We start from the raw sequence: 17,192 nt of genomic DNA on the forward strand, positions 1-17,192 counted from the left end.
CGGTCAGTGTGCACGCCGATTCCGCCGAACGGGGAGAGGCGGGTCACGGGTCGTGGCACTGTGGGAGGCATGAGCAGCGAGGAGATCGAGCGGTCGAGCGCACGTGTGCGGTTCCCCGGCATCAGCCCGAGGGCGTACGAGCACCCGGTCGACCGGGGGGCGTTGGCGGTCTTGCGCGCGGTGCCGGGCATCGGCCCGGTGTTGCAGGCGGTGGCGGGGGCGTTCACCGAACGCGGTGAGCGGCTGGGTTACCTGGCGTCGAGCATCAGGGTGGGCCCGAAGCAGTACCCGGAGCTGGACCGGCTCCGGTTGGAGACCGCGGCGACGCTGGACGTCGACCCGGTGCCGGAGCTGTTCGTCAAGCGCGACCCGGTGCCCAACGCCATGACGCTGGGCATCGACAAGCCGTTCATCGTGCTCACCACGGGCCTGATCGAGCTGCTGGACGCCGACGGCCTGCGGTTCGCCATCGGGCACGAGATGGGGCACGTGCTGTCCGGGCACGCGCTGTACCAGACGATCCTGCAGCGGCTCATGCAGCTGCAGCACGGCCTGGGCTGGATGCCGGGCGGCTACTGGGCGATCACCGCGATCATCGCCGCGCTGCGCGAGTGGTACCGCAAGACCGAGCTGTCCTGCGACCGGGCGGGCCTGCTGTGCGGGCAGGACCCGGCCGCCGCGCTGCGCGTGCACGTCGCCATGGCGGGCGGCATGGACCTCTCCCAGGTGGACACGGCCGAGTTCCTCAAGCAGGCCAAGGAGTACGAGCAGGTCGAGGACGTGCGCGACAGCGTGCTCAAGCTGATCCGGACGTGGCCGCTGACGCACCCGATGGCCGTGGTCCGCGCCGCCGAGCTGCAGAAGTGGGCGGCGGGCGAGGAGTACCGCGCGATCCTGACCGGCGCGTACCAGCGCCGCGAGGACGACCGGCCGACGAGCTCGTTCACCGAGGACATCAAGTCGGCGGCCCGGTCGTACAAGGAGTCGGCGGCCCAGTCCGAGGACCCGCTGATGAAGGTGTTCAACGAGGTCGGCGACGTGCTCGTGGGTGCCGCGGGCAAGGTCCGGAACAAGTTCACCGGAGCGGACTAGTCTGCTTGGTCCAGCGGAGACGGCCATTCTGGCTAACCTCCTCTTGACGTCTTGGATCAGGAGGAGGGGCCGATGCGGCTTGCCGCGTTGTTGATGACGATGTTGATGGCTCTCGCGGGCACCGCCGCGGCGGACGTGGACGAGCGCGTGGTCGGCGGTGATCGGGTGTCGATCGCCGATCACCCGTGGGTGGTGTACCTGACCGACTCGGGCGGCCACCAGTTCTGCGGCGGCACGCTGGTCGCGCCGACCAAGGTGGTCACCGCCGCCCACTGCGCGGTCTCGCGCACGCCGCGGAGCACGCGGGTGGTGGTGGGTCGCGAGGACCGCAACAGTGACGAGGGCAAGGTCGTGCGGCTGGACGACATCTGGGTCCACCCGGACTACGTGTCGGCGGACCAGGGCGCCGACGTCGCGGTGCTGACGTTGCGCGCACCGGTGGAGTACGCGCCCCTCCCGCTCGCCGGCCCGTCCGACGCCTGGCTGTACGAACCGGGCACGAACGGCCTGGTGCTGGGCTGGGGCCGGACCAGCGAGCAGGGCGCGGCGTCGCGGTACCTGCTGGGCGCCACCGTGCCGGTGATGGAGGACGGGTACTGCCACGACGCCTACCCCCAGTACGACCCGGAGGAGATGACCTGCGCCGGCTACCCCGAGGGCGGCGTGGACACCTGCCAGGGCGACTCGGGCGGTCCGTACGTGGCCGGTGGGAAGCTGATCGGCATCACCTCTTGGGGTGAAGGTTGTGCCCGGGCGGGCAAGCCGGGCGTCTACAGCGAGGTCAAGAAGTACGCCGACGTGCTCGAGCAGCAACTGCGGGTCTGACGCGAGCGGCGTGCGGACCTCCGGGCCTCGGGGGTCCGCACGCCGACTGGGAGAGTCAGAGCACGAGCCCGATCGACATGGTGAGGAACACCGCCGCGCACACCGCGTCCAGCGCCGTGGTCACGCCGGGTCGGCGCAGTGATCCCGCGACGCGCGCCGCGGTGACCACGATCGTCAGCTCCCACAGCGCGGCCAGCCCGAGGAACACCGCCGCGAGCATCCCGAGCTGGAACGCCGGGTCGCCCGTGCCGATGAACTGCGGCAGGAACGCCAGCGAGAACAGCAGCATCTTCGGGTTGGTGATGTTGGTCAGGAAACCCTGCCGGAACGGCCGGGCCGCGACCGCCACCACCTCGCCGCCCGAACGCCGCAGCAGCCCGCAGGTGATCGTCACCGCCAGGTAGAGCAGGTACGCCGCGCCGATCCAGCGCAGCCCGGTGAGCACGGCGGGGTAGCGGGCGATCACCACGCCCAGTCCCGAGATCACCAACGCCACCTGCACGAAGGCCGCGGTGTGGATGCCCGCCAGCGCCAGCAGCCCGGCCCTGGTGCCGGACCGCATCGAGGTGCGCAGCAGGAGGAAGGCGTCCACGCCCGGCGTCAGCACGACCACCGCGCAAGCGATCAGGAACGCCGGCAGCTGGGTGAAGTCCAGGTGCATGGAAACCTCCCTCAGGTTCCGGACAGATTTCCGTGATCTGCCTCACTGGCCATCGAATCTTCGGCGCCACAGCACTCTAACAAGAGATTTTCCGGATCTCATACCCCGGTGCTGCCCCAGAACGCGCTCCGCTACGGTCGGTGCCCATTCAGTCACACGTCGTAGAGAGGGTGCTCCATGCGCATCAGCGCGCCGGTCTTCGCCGTTCTCGTGCTGGTCCTGTCCGCGCTGCCCGCGGACGCGATCGTGGGCGGCCGGGAAGCACCCGCGACACCGTGGGCGGTGGCGTTGTTCGACCGGGGCACGTTCTTCTGCGGCGGTGCGCTCGTCGCACCGGACAAGGTGGTCACGGCCGCGCACTGCACGTTCGCGCGCACCGCCCTCGGCACCCGTGACCGGCAGCCCGCCGACCTGACCGCCGTCGCGGGGCGCGCCGACCTCGACACCTCCGAAGGCCGGGCGGTCGAGGTCGCCGCGCTCTGGCGGCACCCCGCCTACACCGAGGTCTCCGCCGGTGACGACGTGGCCACCCTCACCCTCGCCACCCCGCTGCCGTACCGGCCGATCCGCATCGCCGATGCCACCCCGGGCCAGGCCACGGTGTACGGCTGGGGTCGGACCGGCGAGTTCGGCCCGCCGAGCCGGCGGCTGCTGGAGGTCGACGTGCCGATCCGGGCGGACGCCGAGTGCGCGGCGCAGGTGCCCGACTACCGGCCGGGCGCGATGCTGTGCGCGGGTTACCCGGAGGGCGGCAAGGACGCCTGCGAGGGCGACTCGGGCGGTCCGCTCACCGTGGCGAACGAGCTGGTGGGCGTGGTGTCCTACGGCCGCGGCTGCGCCCGGCCCGGTCAACCCGGCGTCTACACGCGGCTGAGCCGGTACCAGGACCAAATCTGAGACTGTGGTACCACAGTGGGGTGCGCTCACACCCCTACCCGGCGACGCTGCGCCGGCAGTGGTCGGCCGACCTGACGCCCGACCAGCTCTACGCCGTGCTCAAGCTGCGCTCCGACGTGTTCGTCGTGGAGCAGAACTGCGTCTACGCGGACCCGGACGGGCGTGACCTCGAACCGGGCACCCGGCACTTCTGGCTGGAAGCCGACGACGCACCCGCACCCCTGGCCTACCTGCGGCTGTTGGAGGAGCCCGGCGGCACGTTCCGCATCGGCCGGGTCTGCACGGCGCGCGCCGCCCGCGGTCGCGGCTACAGCCGCCGGCTGGTGGAGGCCGCGCTGGCCGAGGTCGGCCAGGTGGAGTGCGTGCTGGACGCGCAGACCTACGTGGCCGACTTCTACGCGTCGTTCGGCTTCGAACCGCAGGGCGCGGAGTTCATCGAGGACGGGATACCGCACCTGCGGATGCGCCGGTCTCCGTGATCACCCGCACGGCGCGCTCGATGTCGCCCTCCGACAGGTCGGCGCGGGCGGTCAGGCGCAGCCGGGAGACCCGGTCCGGCACCGACGGCGGGCGGAAGCACCCGACGACCACGCCCTGCGCGCGGCACGCCTCGGCCCAGTCGAACGCCGCCTCGGGCGACGGCGCCTGCACCGACACGACGGCCGCCGTCGGCGCGCTGACCCGCAGCCCCTTCTCCTTCAGCCGGAACGCCAGGTCCTGAGCCACTTCCAGGGACCGCGCGGGCCGTTCCGGCTCGTCCCGCAGCACCTTCAACGCGGCCAGTGACGCCGCCGCGCTGGCCGGCGCGAGCCCGGTGTCGAAGATGAACGTGCGCGCGGTGTCGACCAGGTGCTTGATCACCCGGCTCGGGCCGAGCACCGCGCCGCCCTGCGCGCCGAGCGACTTGGACAGCGTCACCGTGGTCACCACGTCGGGCGCCTTGGCCAGGCCTGCCGCGTGCACCGCGCCGCGCCCGCCGTCACCGACCAAGCCGAGGCCGTGCGCGTCGTCCACGACCAGCGCCGCGTCGTGCTCGCGGCAGGCCGCGGCCAGTTCCGCCAGCGGTGCCAGGTCGCCGTCCACGGAGAACACCGAGTCGGTCACCACCAGCGCCCGCCGCTTGCCGCGCGTGGCCAGGGCGTGGGTGACCTGCCCGACGTCGCAGTGCCCGGCGACCACGACGTCCGCCTTGGACAGCCGGGTGCCGTCGATCAGGGAGGCGTGGATGTGCTGGTCGGCCACGATCGCCGTGCCGGGGCCGGACAACGCGGTCAGCGCCCCCAGGTTCGCAGCGTAGCCGGAGGAGAACACCAGCGCGGACTGCGTGCCGCAGAAGTTCGCCAGCTCGTACTCCAGCTCGGTGTGCAGGTCGGTGGAACCGGTGACCAGCCGCGATCCCGTCGAGCCCGCGCCCCAGCGCAGCGAGGCCGCCGCGGCGGCACCCGTCACCCGCTTGTCGCGGGCCAGGCCGAGGTAGTCGTTCGACGCCAGGTCGAGGTTCGTCGAGTCGGCGGGGCGGGGCCGGACCCGGCGGGCCAGACCGGCTTTCGCCCGGGCCTCGGCACGCGTGTCGATCCAGTCGAACACCGAGTCACCTGTGCGCACACTCACGCCGGCAGTGTCGCATCCGACGGCTACGGTGCCGGCGTGGACCTCTTCCAGCCGGAGCCTGCCGACCTGCGCTCGTTGCGCGAGGACGCGCCGGTCCACCGCGACGAGCGCACCGGGTTGTGGCTGGTCAGCCGCTACGACGACGTGCGCGCCGTGCTGGCCGACCCGCGCCGCTTCCACCCGGACAACGCGCTGACCGCCGTCGTCCCGATCCCGCGCCCGGTGCTGCGGGTGCTGGCGCGGGCCGGGTTCTCGCTGCCGCCGACGCTGGCCAACAACGGCACCGACACGCACGCCGACCTGCGTCGACTGGTCTCCCGCTTCCTCACCCCGGTGCGGGTGGCGGCCTCGGGGCCGCGAATCGCGGAGCTGACCGCCGAACGGCTGGACCGGCTGAGCGGACGTGCCGACCTGCACGCGGCACTGGCCCGCGACCTGCCCGCGATCGTGCTGCTGGAGGTCATGGGCATCCGGGACGTGGACGTCGACGCGCTCAAGGCGTGGAGCACGGCGTCGTTGGAGCTGTTCTGGGGTGACGTCACGCTGGAGCGGCAGCACGAGCTGGCCCGTCCCGCCGCCGCGTTCCACCAGTGGCTGACCTCCCGGATCAAGGCCGCCGACCCCGGGGGTGACGACCTGTTCGGCGCGTTGCGGGCGCAGGGCGTGCCGATCCGGGACGCGGCCGGGCTGTGCTACTTCCTGCTGATCGCGGGCCAGGAGACGACGACCCAGCTGCTGAGCGCGGCGTTCCACGCCGTGCTGCGGGAGGACGGCCTGTGGTCGCGGCTGGGCGAACCCGGCTTCGCCGCCGCGTGCGTGGAGGAGGTGCTGCGGCGCGACCCGCCGGTGAGCACGTGGCGGCGGATCGCGGCCGAGGCGGTCACGCTTTCCGGGGTGGAGGTCCCGGCCGGTGCGCAGCTGCTGCTGATGCTGGCGGGCAGCGGCTCCGACCCGGACGTGTTCGCCGAGCCGGAGCGGTTCTGCCCGGCCCGGCCGAACGCCCGCAGGCACCTGGCGTTCGGCTTCGGCAGGCACTTCTGCCTGGGCGCGGGCCTGGCCAGGCTGGAGGCTGAAGTGGTGCTGCGGGAGACCGCCCACCGCTTCCCCGACCTGCGCCTGACCTCGACCGCGCCACCACCGATGCTGGGCCTGCTGTCGTTCCGCGCGCCGTTGAGCGTGGAGGTGGAGCTAGGGGAGCCCGCCGGCCCGGACCTCCGGCAGTTCACGGCCTCCGGTCGGCGTTGACACCTGCCCTCGCGGACCTCGGCTCCCGCACCGACGGTCGATGTGTGATCGTGGTCGCCCGCCCAGGGCTTGGAGGGTGACCGGGGAAGTGCGACGATGCCCAGGCTTGAGGGGGTGCGCGAGGAAGCCGGTGTGAATCCGGCACGGTCCCGCCACTGTGACCGGACCGAGGAGCCCGGGAGTCAGGAACTCGACCCCCGACTCATCGACCGGACACGGGCGTGGACACCCGAGGAAGGACACCGCCGCATGGGCGCGCGTTTCCCCTTTTCCGCTGTCGTCGGTCACGACGACCTCCGCACGGCACTGCTGCTCAACGCCGTGCACCCCGGTATCGGCGGGGTGCTCGTCCGAGGTGAGAAGGGCACCGCGAAGTCGACCGTGGTCCGCGCGCTCGCCGCGCTGCTGCCCGAGCTGGACGTGGTGCCGGGCTGCCGGTTCGGCTGCGACCCGGCCGTGCCAACCGACTGCCCCGACGGGCCGCACGGCCACGGCGTGGAACGCCGCCCGGCCCGGCTGGTCGAGCTGCCGGTCGGCGCGACGGAGGACCGGCTGATCGGCTCGCTCGACCTGGAGCGCGCGTTGACCGAGGGCGTCCGCGCCTACCAGCCGGGTCTGCTGGCCGCCGCGCACCGGGGCGTGCTGTACGTGGACGAGGTGAACCTGCTGCACGACCACCTCGTGGACCTGCTGCTCGACGCCGCCGCCATGGGCCGCGCGCACGTCGAGCGCGAAGGCGTATCCGTCTCGCACGCCGCGTCGTTCCTCCTGGTGGGCACCATGAACCCGGAGGAGGGCGAGTTGCGCCCCCAGCTGCTGGACCGCTTCGGCCTCACGGTCGCGGTGCGCGCGTCGCGGGACGTGCCGACGCGAACCGAGGTCGTGCGGCGGCGGTTGGCCTACGAAGCCGACCCCGAGGGCTTCGCCGCCCGCTGGGCCGAGGCCGACCAGGAGTTGGCACAGCGGATCGTCGCCGCGCGCGACCGGCTCGAGGACGTCGTGCTGCCGGACGCCGAACTGCGCCGCATCGCCGCCATCTGCGCCGCGTTCGAGGTGGACGGGATGCGCGCGGACCTGGTGGTGGCCCGCACGGCGACCGCGCACGCCGCCTGGCGTGGTGCCGCCGAGGTGGCCGAGGAGGACGTGGAGGCGGCCGTGCGGCTGGCGTTGCCGCACCGCAAGCGCCGCGACCCGTTCGACGAACCGGGCCTGGAGCAGGAGCAGCTGGACGACGCCCTCCAGCAGGGCGCGGAGGCCGCCGGAGAGGAGCCCGAAGGCGACCCCGATGGCCCGGACGACGACGGTGGTGGCTCGCCGCTGCCCGGCGAACCACCGGAGTCCACTTCGGACGGATCAGGCTCCGCCGAGCGGTCGCACGCACCGGCGCCCGCGTTCCGCGCCCGGTTGTTGCAGGTGCCGGGCGTCGGCGAGGGTGCACCGGGCAAGCGGTCCCGGGCACGCGCCCGCACCGGCCGCGTGGTCCGTTCGTCCACTGTGGACGGAAGCGGTCTGCACCTGGTCGGCACGCTCGCCGCCGCCGCACCGCACCAGGCGGCCCGGGGCCGCAGCGGTCCCGGCCTGGAGCTGAGGGGCGCCGACCTGCGGCTCTCGGTGCGGGAGGGCAAGGAGGGCAACCTCGTGCTGTTCGTGGTCGACGCGTCCGGCTCGATGGCGGCCCGGCAGCGCATGTCGGCGGTCAGCGGCGCGGTGATCTCCCTGCTCCGCGACGCCTACCAGCGGCGGGACAAGGTCGGCGTGGTGACGTTCCGCGGTCGTGAGGCCCAGGTCGCCCTGCCGCCGACGAACTCGGTGGACGCGGCGGCGGCCCGGCTGCGCGCCCTGCGCACCGGCGGTCGCACGCCGTTGGCCGACGGACTGCTGCGCGCCCGCCGCGTGCTGGAGTCCGAACGCGTCCGCGACCCGCGCCGCCGACCGCTGCTGGTGCTGCTCACCGACGGCCGTGCGACGGCGGCGGGCACGGGCGGCGACCCGATGCGGGACGCGTTGCGCGCCGCCGGGATGCTGGCCGCCGACCGGGTGGCGTCGGTAGTGGTGGACTGCGAGCACGGCCCGGTCAGGCTCGGCCTGGCGGCACGGGTGGCCGGTGCGCTGGGAGCGGCGTGCGTGCGCCTGGAAGAACTGTCCGCAGACCAGGTGGCCGGCGTGGTGCGCGCGGCCCGAGCCGCGTAGGAGCGCCGAGATGCCCCAAGGTCAACCGTCCGTCGTGCCCGCCGACGGCCTCACCACCCGCCAGCGCCGCAACCGGCCGCTGGTCCTGCTGCACACCGGTGAGATGAAGGGCAAGTCGACCGCCGCCTTCGGCCTCGCCCTGCGCGGGTGGAACCAGGGCTGGTCCATCGGCGTCTTCCAGTTCGTGAAGTCAGCCAAGTGGAAGGTCGGCGAGGAGTCGGCGTTCCGCGCGCTCGGCCGCCTGCACGAGCAGACCGGCGAAGGCGGCCCCGTCGAGTGGCACAAGATGGGCGAGGGCTGGTCCTGGACCCGCAAGCAGGGCACCGAGGACGACCACGCCGCCGCCGCGCGCGAGGGCTGGCAGGAGATCTCCCGCCGACTGGCCGCCGAACAGCACGGCCTGTACGTGCTGGACGAGTTCACCTATCCCCTGCACTGGGGCTGGATCGACGTGGACGAGGTGGTGGAGGCGCTGACCAACCGGCCGGGCCACCAGCACGTCGTGATCACCGGCCGGTACGCGCCGGACAAGCTCGTCGACGCCGCCGACCTGGTGGTGGAGATGACCAAGGTCAAGCACCCGATGGACGCGGGCCAGAAGGGGCAGAAGGGGATCGAGTGGTGAACCGGCTGGTGGTCGCCGCGCCCGCGTCGGGCAGCGGCAAGACCACCGTGGCCACCGGCCTGATGGCGGCGCTGCGCCGCGCGGGCGACAAGGTCGCGCCGTTCAAGGTCGGCCCGGACTACATCGACCCCGGCTACCACTCGGTGGCCACCGGCAGGCCGGGCCGCAACCTCGACCCGGTCATGGTCGGCGAGCACCGGGTGGCGTCGCTGTTCGCGCACGGCGCCCGCGGCTGCGACCTGGCCGTGGTGGAAGGCGTGATGGGCCTGTTCGACGGGCGGGTGGACACCGAGGGCCTCGGGTCCACCGCGCACGTGGCCAAGCTGCTGTCCGCGCCGGTGCTGTTCGTGGTCGACGCGCGGGGCCAGAGCCGCAGCCTCGCCGCCCTGCTGCACGGGTTCCGCGGCTACGACCCGACCGTGCGGCTCGGCGGCGTGGTCCTCAACCAGGTCGGCTCGGCCCGCCACGAGCAGGTGTTGCGCGGCGCGTGCGCCGAGGTCGGGCTGGAAGTGCTCGGCGTGCTGCCGCGGGACGACAAATTCACGCTCCCGTCCCGGCACCTCGGCCTGGTCACCGCCGCCGAGCACGGACCGGCCGCCACCGCCGCCGTGGACGCCATCGCCGACGCCGTCGCACGGCACGTCGACCTGCACGCGGTGCGCGCGCTCGCCGCCGAGGTGCCCGCGATGGCCGTGCCGACCTGGGACCCGCACGCCGAGGTCGAGCGGGTCGACGGTACGCCGACGATCGCCGTCGCGGGCGGTGCGGCGTTCACGTTCGGCTACGCCGAGCAGGTCGAGCTGCTCAGCGCGGCCGGTGCGGACGTCGTCGTGGTCGACCCGCTGCGTGACGAAACGCTGCCCGACGGCACGGCGGGTCTCGTGCTGCCCGGCGGTTTCCCCGAGCAGCACGCCGCCGAGCTGTCCGCCAACGAAGCGCTGCGCGCCGCCGTCACCGCCCTGGCCCGCGGCGGCGCTCCGGTGCACGCCGAGTGCGGCGGCCTGCTGTACCTGGCGAACTCCCTGGACGGTGCACCGATGTGCGGTGTGATCGACGCGGACGGTGCCATGACGCCCCGGCTCACGCTCGGCTACCGCGACGCCGTCGCGCCGCAGGACTCCGTGCTGGCCCGCGCGGGTCAGCGGATCACCGGGCACGAGTTCCACCGCACCGCGCTGAGCGTCCCGCACGGCGGGAAACCGGCCTGGCAGTGGCGCGGTCACGACCTGCGCCCGGTGGCCGAGGGATTCGTCGTCGGCCGGGTCCACGCGTCGTACCTGCACACCCACCCGGCGTCCGCGCCGGAGGCCGTGACGCGCTTCGTGCGGGCCTGCGCGAGCGCGTCCGTGCGCTCCGAGGCCACTCGTTAGTGGATCGCGCTCGCGCGGTACGGTCCTTGCCCACCAAGCCGAACACGTCGTGGGGAGCAGTTGTGATGACTGGTCGGGTCTCCTTCGTGGGCGCCGGTCCCGGCGCCGCCGATCTCATCACCGTGCGCGGCGCGAAGCGGATAGCCGAGGCCGACGTCGTGCTGTGGGCGCCCAGCGTGATCGAGGTGGAGTGCGTGCGCGAGCACGCCCGCGCCGACGCCGAGCTGGTCGACTTCTCCCGCGTCACCGAGGCCGACGTGGTCGAGGTGTACCGGCGCGCGTCGGCGGGCAAGCTCAAGGTCGTGCGGCTGCACGCGGGCGACCCGTCGCTGTGGGGCGGTCTGCGCGACCAGCAGGAGGCGTGCCGGCGGCTGGGCCTGGAGACCGACGTCGTGCCGGGTGTGTCCCAGGTCTCCGCCGCGGCGGCGTCCGTCGGCCGCGAGCTGACCACGTCGTCCGTCGCGCAGTCGCTGCTGCTGGTCGGGCCCGAGACGGCCGAGCACGTCGAGGAGTTCGCCGCGCACGGCACCACGATGGCGATCTCCGCGTCCGGCGCCCGCGCGGGCCTGCTGGTCGAACGGCTGCGCGCGGGCGGTTACGCCGACGACACGCCGGTCGTGGTGGCGTACAAGGTTTCCCTGCCCGACGAAACGGTCGCGGAGACCACGCTGGGCGAGCTGGAGGCGTGCGTCAAGGAGCGCAAGCTCTACCGCACCACGTTGTTCCTCATCGGCAAGGTGCTCGCGCAGCCGGCCTCCCGCCGCCGCGCACCGGTGGTCGAGGGCGACGAGCCGGTGCGCCGGTCGCGGCCGTCGAAGTGGGCCAAGCGCGCGAGCCTGCCGGTGGTGAAGTCCGGCGAGTCGCCGTCGGCGGCGGCGTGGTCGGCGGTGCACGACTGGCAGGAGACGGCGCGCACCAAGCGCCACGCGCCCGCCAAGCCGAAGCCGGAACCGGTCGGCGAGCCGCTGCTGCAGCTGGTCACCGACGAGCCGGAGAACGTCGAGGCGGACGAGGCCAAGCCGAAGCCCAAGCCCGTGGTGGCCGCCGCCGCGAAGCCCAAGCCGACCACCGTGCGGGCGAGCACCACACCGCGCAAGCCGAGCGGGTCGCGGGCCAAGAAGAACAAGCGCGTGAACTGACATGGACGTCGTCGCGCTGCACCGTTTCGTCACGCAAGCCGGTCGTTCCTGGGACGACGTGACCGTCGTGGACGCGGGGGCGGTGGGCCTGCGGCACGCGGTGAACGTGTGCCGGGCCCGGCCCGCCGTCGTGGTCTCCGGTGCCGACCCGGCGGAACTGGCCCGCGGGCTGGCCGGGTGGCGCCGCTCGCTGGTGGTGGAGTCCGCCGCCGGTCTGTCCACTGTGGACCCGGCGGACGCGGTCGCGCGGCCGTGGCCCGAGGCCGGCGCGGTCCTGTGCCTGGCCGAGCAGAACTTCGCGCCCGCCGGCGAGGGCTGGGCATTGCCGGACGACGATTTCGCCCACCGCGACGGCATGATCGCGGTCGCCGAGGTGCGGGCGCTGGTGCTGGCCCGGCTGGCACCGCGGCCCGGCGTGCTGGTGTGGGACGTCGGCGCGGGACCCGGCGCGATCGGCGTCGAGTGCGCCCGGCTCGGCGCGGCTGTCGTCGCGGTGGAACGCGACCCGGTGCAGTGCGTGCGGATCATCGCCAACGCCTCCGCGCACGGCGTGGACGTGCGCGTGGTGGAGGCCGAGCTGAGCAGGGCGGGCGAGCTGCCCCGGCCGGACGCGGTGTTCGTCGGCGGCGGTGGCGCGGACGTGGTGCGGCAGAGCGCGCGCTCGGGTGCGCAGCGGGTCGTGGTGGCGACACCGGACCTGGACCGGGTGCTGCCCGCGCGGGACGCGCTGTCGGAGGCCGGGTACTCCGTCGAGGGCAGCCAGGTGGCCGCCGCGCGGCTCACCGGCGGCACGTTGCTGGCCACCAACCCGGTGACCGTGCTGTGGGGGGTGAAGAAGGCGTGATCGGGGTGTTCGCCGCCGGCGAGCGCGAGCGCGGGCGGCGGGCCGCGGTCGAGCTGGCCGGGTTCCTCGGGCCGGACGCGGTGGTGCCGGACGGTCCGATCGGGCCCGCGTTGCGCGCGTTGTGGCCCCGGCTGGGTTCGGCGGTGTTCTTCCTCGGCACGGAGGCGACCGTGCGGCTGGTCGCGCCGTTGCTGCGGGACGAGCGGTCCGACCCGGGCGTGGTGTGCGTGGACGGCGGGTTCGCCGTGGCGCTGCTGGGCGGTGCGGACGCGCTGGCCGGTCGGGTCGCCGACGTGCTCGGCGCGCAGGCGGTGACCACGTCGGCGTCGGCGGGTTCGCCGCTGGACGAGTTGGTGGAGCTGCTGGACGCCACCGTGGCAGGTGACCTGGCCGGGTGCGGCGAGGCGGTGCGGCTCGGCGAGCCGGTGCTGCTGGCCAACCCGCTCGGCTTCCCGCTGCCCGCGCTGCCGGACAACGTCGTCGGTGCCGGCCACGAGACCGCGTGGACCGTGCTGGTGGACGACCGCGTGCCCAAGGGACCGGCCGACGACCGCGTGGTGCGGGTCGTGCCGCGCACGCTCGTCGTGGGCGTCGGGTCGAGCACGGGGGTGTCCGCGTCGGCGGTGTCGGCGGCGTTGGCGCAGCTGGCGGAGAAGCGCGGGCTGGACCTGCGCGCCATCCGGGCGTTCGCCACGCTGGACCGCAAGGTCGCCGAGCCGGGCATCGCGGACGCGTTGGAGGACTGGGGTTTCTGGCACGACTCGACTACCGCGCCGCTGCTGTCCTACCCGGGGGAGGAGCTGGCGGTGATCCCGGTGCCGAACCCGGCGGAGCTGGCCATCGGCATCCCGAGCGTGGCCGAGGCGGCGGCGTTGCGCGGCGCGATGGAGCTGTCCGGCGGCGGTCGGGTGGAGATGGCCGCCGAGAAGGTGAAGGGCGAGGGCGTGACGGTCGCCGCCGCACGGGTGCTGCCGCGCGGCCGGTTGGCGCTGGTGGGGCTGGGTCCCGGTGACGCGGACGAGCGCACGCCGCGGGCCGAGGCCGAGCTGCGGCGGGCGTCGGTCGTGGTGGGCAGCGCCGACTGCGTGGCGCAGGTGCGGCACCTGCTGCGGCCCGGTACGCGGGTGGCGGCGGACGGCGCGGTGCGGCTGGCCGAGGCGGGCGCGGCGGTGGCGTTCGTGGCGGCGGGCGCCGGACCGGTTGTTGCCGGGCCGATTCGGGCGGATGTCATCCGCGTGACGGGCGTCACTCGTCAACTGTGAAGTCCCGACGGCCCGTCGAAAGGCGGTTGTCGCGTTCGTCGTCTTGGTCCTAGCTGGAGGGTGCGCCCCGCACGAGGGGCGTCCCTGCACTGGAAGGATCGACATGGCGAAAACCCTGCGTCGCCTGCTCACCGTCCTGGCCGCGACGGTGGCCGCGATCGGTCTGATGACCACCGCTCCCGCTTCGGCCGAGACGTCCTCCGACACCGGTGTGTCGCCGTACATCGTCGGCGGCTCCCGCGTGTCCACCAGCACCTACCCGTGGGTCGTGTACCTGGCCACCAGCTCCGGCGGCCAGTTCTGCGGCGGCACGTTGGTCCGGGCCAACAAGGTCGTCACGGCCGCGCACTGCGTGAGCGGCCGGAGCGCGTCGAGCACCCGCGTGGTGCACGGCCGCGACGACAAGCTGAGCTCGGCGGGCCGCGTGGTCACGGTGAGCCGGATCTGGGTGCACCCCAGCTACCGGACCGCCAGCTCGGGCTACGACGTCGCGGTGCTGACCCTGGGCAGCAGCATCAGCTCCACCTACCTGCCGCTGGCCACCCCGTCCGACACCGCCCTGTACGCGGCGGGCACCAGCGCCCGGATCTACGGCTGGGGCACGACGTCCTCGGGCGGCTCGGCCTCGCGGTACCTGCTCGGCGCGACCGTGCCGGTGACGTCGGACTCGACCTGCCGCTCGGCCTACTCCAACTACAGCCCGACCTCGATGGTGTGCGCCGGCTACCCGCAGGGTGGCGTGGACACCTGCCAGGGTGACTCGGGCGGCCCGCTGGTCGCGGGCGGCAAGCTGATCGGCGCCACCTCGTTCGGCCGGGGCTGCGCGCTCGCGGGCTACCCGGGCGTGTACGCGCGGATCGCCTCGTACTACTCGGTGATCACGGCGCAGCTGTAACCACCCGCGACGTGCCCACGACCGGGTGTCTTGCCGGTCGTGGGCACGTCCGGCGTGTTCGATGCGGTGCCATGCGCCAACTACTCGTGATGCTGGTCCTGCTTCTCGCCGCGCCCGGCGTGGCCTCCGCCGCGGAAGGCCTGCACTCGTGCATCACGTCGGTCGAGGGCAAGGCGGCCTCGGGGAGGTGCGAGGGCCGCGGGTCGTTCCGCCTGGTCGCCTCCTGCGTGGACGGCACGACCGTCGACAGTTCGTGGCACACCATCATCAACAGCACGGCCCGGACCAAGATCCGCTGCCGGTCGAATGCCGTGGACGCGTGGATCGAGCAGAGGTAGCGCCGTGATGTGAAGCACCCGGGTTGGACAGGACATGTCTGGTGTGGATGCTTCTACCCATGCACGGTGAACAGCACTACCTCGTGGGCCTGGACCTGACCGGGCGGCGGGTCGTCGTCGTGGGCGGCGGCACGGTCGCCCAGCGCAGGCTGCCCAGGCTGGTCGCGGCGGGTGCCAGGGTGGAGGTGATCTCCCCCGAGGTGACCCCGGCGGTCCAGGGCCTGGTCGAGGGCGGTGAGGCGACGTGGCACGCCCGCGAGTACGCCGAGGGCGACCTGGACGGCGCCTGGTACGTGCTGGCCTGCACGTCCTCGCCCGAGGTGAACGCCAGGGTCACGGCGGACGCCGAGGAGCGCCGCGTGTTCTGCGTGCGCGCCGACGTGGCCGTGAAGGGCACCGCCGTGACGCCGGCGGTCGGCGAGCACGACGGCCTGCTGGTCGGCGTCCTCGCGGGCGGGCAGCACCGCCGGTCCGCCGGGGTGCGCGACGGTCTGGTGTCGGCGTTGCGCGACGGTTCGATCGCCGACCACCACGACCAGCCGGCGGGCGTGGCGCTGGTCGGCGGCGGCCCGGGCGACCCCGACCTGATCACCGTGCGCGGGCGCAGGCTGCTGGCCAGGGCCGACGTCGTGGTGGCCGACCGCCTCGCGCCGCGCGAGCTGCTGGACGAGCTGCCGCCGCACGTCGAGGTGGTGGACGCGGCGAAGATCCCGTACGGCCGGGCGGCGACGCAGGACTTCATCAACACCACGCTGGTCGACCACGCCAAGGCGGGCCGGTTCGTGGTCCGCCTCAAGGGCGGTGACCCGTACGTGTTCGGCCGGGGCTTCGAGGAGCTGATCGCGTGCGCCGAGGCGGGCGTTCCGGTCACCGTCGTGCCCGGCGTGACCAGCGCGTTCGGCGTGCCGGCGCTGGCCGACGTGCCGGTGACGCACCGGGGCGTGGCGCACGAGGTGGTGGTCGTGTCCGGCCACGTCGCGCCGGACGACGAGCGGTCGCTGGTCGACTGGTCGGCGTTGGCGCGGCTGTCCGGCACGGTCGTGATCCTCATGGGGGTGGAGCGGGCGGCGGCGTTCGCGGACGCCCTGATGGCGGGCCGTCCGGGCGACACCCCGGTGTCGGTCATCCAGGAGGGTGGCACCCGCACGCAGAAGGTCGTGCGGTCCACGCTGGCCTCGCTGGCCGCGGACATCGCCGAGCACGGCATCCGCCCGCCCGCGATCATCGTTGCGGGACCGGTTGCCGGGTTGGCGGGGCAACTGCCGTTCCGGTCCTGAGCGCCGACACCGCCCCGGCGGCCACGACCACGACCAGCCCGGCCAGGGCTGCCAACGTCGTGCCGCCGGGGTGGACCAGCGGCTCGCCGCGCCACGCCTGCCAGACCAGCAGCGCGAACAGCCCGGCGTAGCCGAGGGCGCCCACCAGGACCAGGCGGGTGCGGACGCGTTCGGCGAGGCCCAGCGCGGCCAGCCCCAGGGCCAGCAGGATCATCACCTGCAGCCCGTGCATCCCGAAGAAGTGCGGTACGCGCAGGTCGCCGCCGGTGGTGCTCCAGCCGAGGATCGGCAGGCCCGGGCCGCCGTCGGGCACGCCGACGCTGTGCCCGGCGACCAGTTCGACCTCCCGGCCGGCCGCGTCGACCGCGACGGACTCCTTGCGCTTGAAGACCATCAGGTAGCCGGAGAACATGCCCAGGACCGCCAGGTACAGCCCGGTCCGCACGGCCCAGCGCACGTCCGGCCGGCCGAAGCGCTGGAACGACAGCACCAGCGCCAGCGCCACATTGGCCAGGAACATCGCCGGGATCGCGGTGCCGAAGCTGACCTGGACGAACTGGTTCAGCGGGTCGTCGGACGAGTTGAAGTGGGTGAACATGCCCCGCGCGGACTGGATGGCGATCAGCCCGACCTCGACGAAGATGACCACCGTGGCGAACGTGGCGAGCCCGGACGTCCACCGCCGTCCCCGGTGCGGCACGGAGAGCATCCACGACAGGCCGGCGGAGTAGACCGCCAGCGACACCGAGAACTTGAACGGCTTCGCCCACAGCGGCACGCCTTGCAGCACCCGCCCGTCGAGCAGCATCGCCACCGCGCACCCCAGCGCGCCCACCGCCATCACCACGGCCAACCACAGGGTGGGCCGGTGCCACGTCTTCGTCATGGGCACCAGCCTCGACCGGCGCGCGCCCAAGATCA

General features: G+C 73.7%; 17 protein-coding genes and 1 riboswitch. Of the genes, 14 read left to right on the forward strand and 3 right to left on the reverse strand.

The genetic code is table 11. The annotated features are described in order from the left end of the window. Positions 1-69: 69 nt before the first annotated feature. Both A6A25_RS39815 and A6A25_RS39820 read left to right on the forward strand, forming a co-directional pair. Positions 70-1,092, forward strand: coding sequence for a M48 family metallopeptidase (locus tag A6A25_RS39815; protein WP_073899457.1), 1,023 nt, complete (start codon positions 70-72; stop codon positions 1,090-1,092). Between the two features lie 72 nt (positions 1,093-1,164). After that, complete coding sequence (locus tag A6A25_RS39820; protein ID WP_073899459.1) at positions 1,165-1,917, forward strand: S1 family peptidase; 753 nt, start codon at positions 1,165-1,167, stop codon at positions 1,915-1,917. Positions 1,918-1,972: 55 nt separating this feature from the next. Here A6A25_RS39820 and A6A25_RS39825 read toward each other — a convergent pair whose 3' ends face one another. Then, positions 1,973-2,578 (reverse strand): LysE family translocator, encoded by a 606-nt coding sequence (locus tag A6A25_RS39825; protein ID WP_073899461.1) that lies wholly within the window; start codon positions 2,576-2,578, stop codon positions 1,973-1,975. Between the two features lie 177 nt (positions 2,579-2,755). Here A6A25_RS39825 and A6A25_RS39830 point away from each other — a divergent pair, with 177 nt between their 5' ends. Together A6A25_RS39830 and A6A25_RS39835 are read left to right on the forward strand one after the other, a co-directional pair. Beyond that, complete coding sequence (locus A6A25_RS39830; protein WP_073899463.1) at positions 2,756-3,475, forward strand: S1 family peptidase; 720 nt, start codon at positions 2,756-2,758, stop codon at positions 3,473-3,475. A 20-nt stretch (positions 3,476-3,495) separates the two neighbouring features. Continuing rightward, entirely contained in the window at positions 3,496-3,954 is a 459-nt protein-coding gene (locus A6A25_RS39835) for a GNAT family N-acetyltransferase (protein ID WP_073899465.1), read from the forward strand. On the opposite strand, the gene A6A25_RS39840 is transcribed toward A6A25_RS39835, so the two are convergent. Continuing rightward, positions 3,908-5,086 carry an 8-amino-7-oxononanoate synthase gene (locus A6A25_RS39840; protein WP_073899467.1) on the reverse strand — a complete coding sequence of 393 codons (1,179 nt, stop codon included), beginning with the start codon at positions 5,084-5,086 and terminating at the stop codon, positions 3,908-3,910. The two genes, A6A25_RS39835 and A6A25_RS39840, sit on opposite strands and share 47 nt — an antisense overlap. Before the next feature lie 36 nt (positions 5,087-5,122). On the opposite strand from A6A25_RS39840, the gene A6A25_RS39845 reads away from it, so the two are divergent. The 10 genes from A6A25_RS39845 (at position 5,123) to cobA (ending at position 16,271) form a co-directional block, all read left to right on the forward strand. Then, on the forward strand, positions 5,123-6,331 hold the full coding sequence (locus tag A6A25_RS39845) for a cytochrome P450 (RefSeq protein ID WP_198933040.1): 1,209 nt from the start codon (positions 5,123-5,125) through the stop codon (positions 6,329-6,331). 120 nt (positions 6,332-6,451) lie between these two features. Then, a riboswitch (cobalamin riboswitch) is annotated at positions 6,452-6,523 on the forward strand. A 57-nt stretch (positions 6,524-6,580) separates the two neighbouring features. Continuing rightward, complete coding sequence (locus A6A25_RS39850; protein WP_073899469.1) at positions 6,581-8,521, forward strand: putative cobaltochelatase; 1,941 nt, start codon at positions 6,581-6,583, stop codon at positions 8,519-8,521. A gap of 10 nt (positions 8,522-8,531) precedes the next feature. Then, positions 8,532-9,146, forward strand: a complete 615-nt coding sequence (gene cobO, locus A6A25_RS39855) for a cob(I)yrinic acid a,c-diamide adenosyltransferase (RefSeq protein ID WP_073899471.1) — start codon at positions 8,532-8,534, stop codon at positions 9,144-9,146. Next, complete coding sequence (locus A6A25_RS39860; RefSeq protein ID WP_083669073.1) at positions 9,143-10,516, forward strand: cobyrinate a,c-diamide synthase; 1,374 nt, start codon at positions 9,143-9,145, stop codon at positions 10,514-10,516. The genes cobO and A6A25_RS39860 overlap by 4 nt, the downstream gene beginning before the upstream one ends. A 65-nt stretch (positions 10,517-10,581) precedes the next feature. Next, positions 10,582-11,655, forward strand: a complete 1,074-nt coding sequence (locus A6A25_RS39865; RefSeq protein WP_073899475.1) for a cobalt-precorrin-4/precorrin-4 C(11)-methyltransferase — start codon at positions 10,582-10,584, stop codon at positions 11,653-11,655. Position 11,656: 1 nt separating this feature from the next. Further along, a complete protein-coding gene (locus A6A25_RS39870; RefSeq protein ID WP_073899477.1) occupies positions 11,657-12,499 on the forward strand; it encodes a bifunctional cobalt-precorrin-7 (C(5))-methyltransferase/cobalt-precorrin-6B (C(15))-methyltransferase in 843 nt (280 codons plus the stop codon). Beyond that, positions 12,496-13,761: a cobalamin biosynthesis protein gene (locus A6A25_RS39875; RefSeq protein ID WP_073899479.1), complete on the forward strand. Its 1,266-nt coding sequence runs from the start codon at positions 12,496-12,498 to the stop codon at positions 13,759-13,761. The genes A6A25_RS39870 and A6A25_RS39875 overlap by 4 nt, the downstream gene beginning before the upstream one ends. 103 nt (positions 13,762-13,864) lie before the next feature. Continuing rightward, positions 13,865-14,656, forward strand: coding sequence for a S1 family peptidase (locus tag A6A25_RS39880; RefSeq protein ID WP_073899481.1), 792 nt, complete (start codon positions 13,865-13,867; stop codon positions 14,654-14,656). A gap of 89 nt (positions 14,657-14,745) precedes the next feature. Then, positions 14,746-14,994, forward strand: a complete 249-nt coding sequence (locus A6A25_RS39885; RefSeq protein ID WP_143193721.1) for a hypothetical protein — start codon at positions 14,746-14,748, stop codon at positions 14,992-14,994. Positions 14,995-15,053: 59 nt separating this feature from the next. Then, entirely contained in the window at positions 15,054-16,271 is a 1,218-nt protein-coding gene (cobA, locus tag A6A25_RS39890; protein ID WP_073899485.1) for a uroporphyrinogen-III C-methyltransferase, read from the forward strand. Here the strand turns inward: cobA and A6A25_RS39895 are convergent. Further along, positions 16,216-17,157: a hypothetical protein gene (locus A6A25_RS39895; protein WP_073899487.1), complete on the reverse strand. Its 942-nt coding sequence runs from the start codon at positions 17,155-17,157 to the stop codon at positions 16,216-16,218. The genes cobA and A6A25_RS39895 overlap by 56 nt on opposite strands. Between the last annotated feature and the right edge of the window lie 35 nt (positions 17,158-17,192).

The organism is Saccharothrix sp. CB00851 (assembly GCF_001905065.1).
Taxonomy (GTDB): Bacteria; Actinomycetota; Actinomycetes; order Mycobacteriales; family Pseudonocardiaceae; genus Actinosynnema.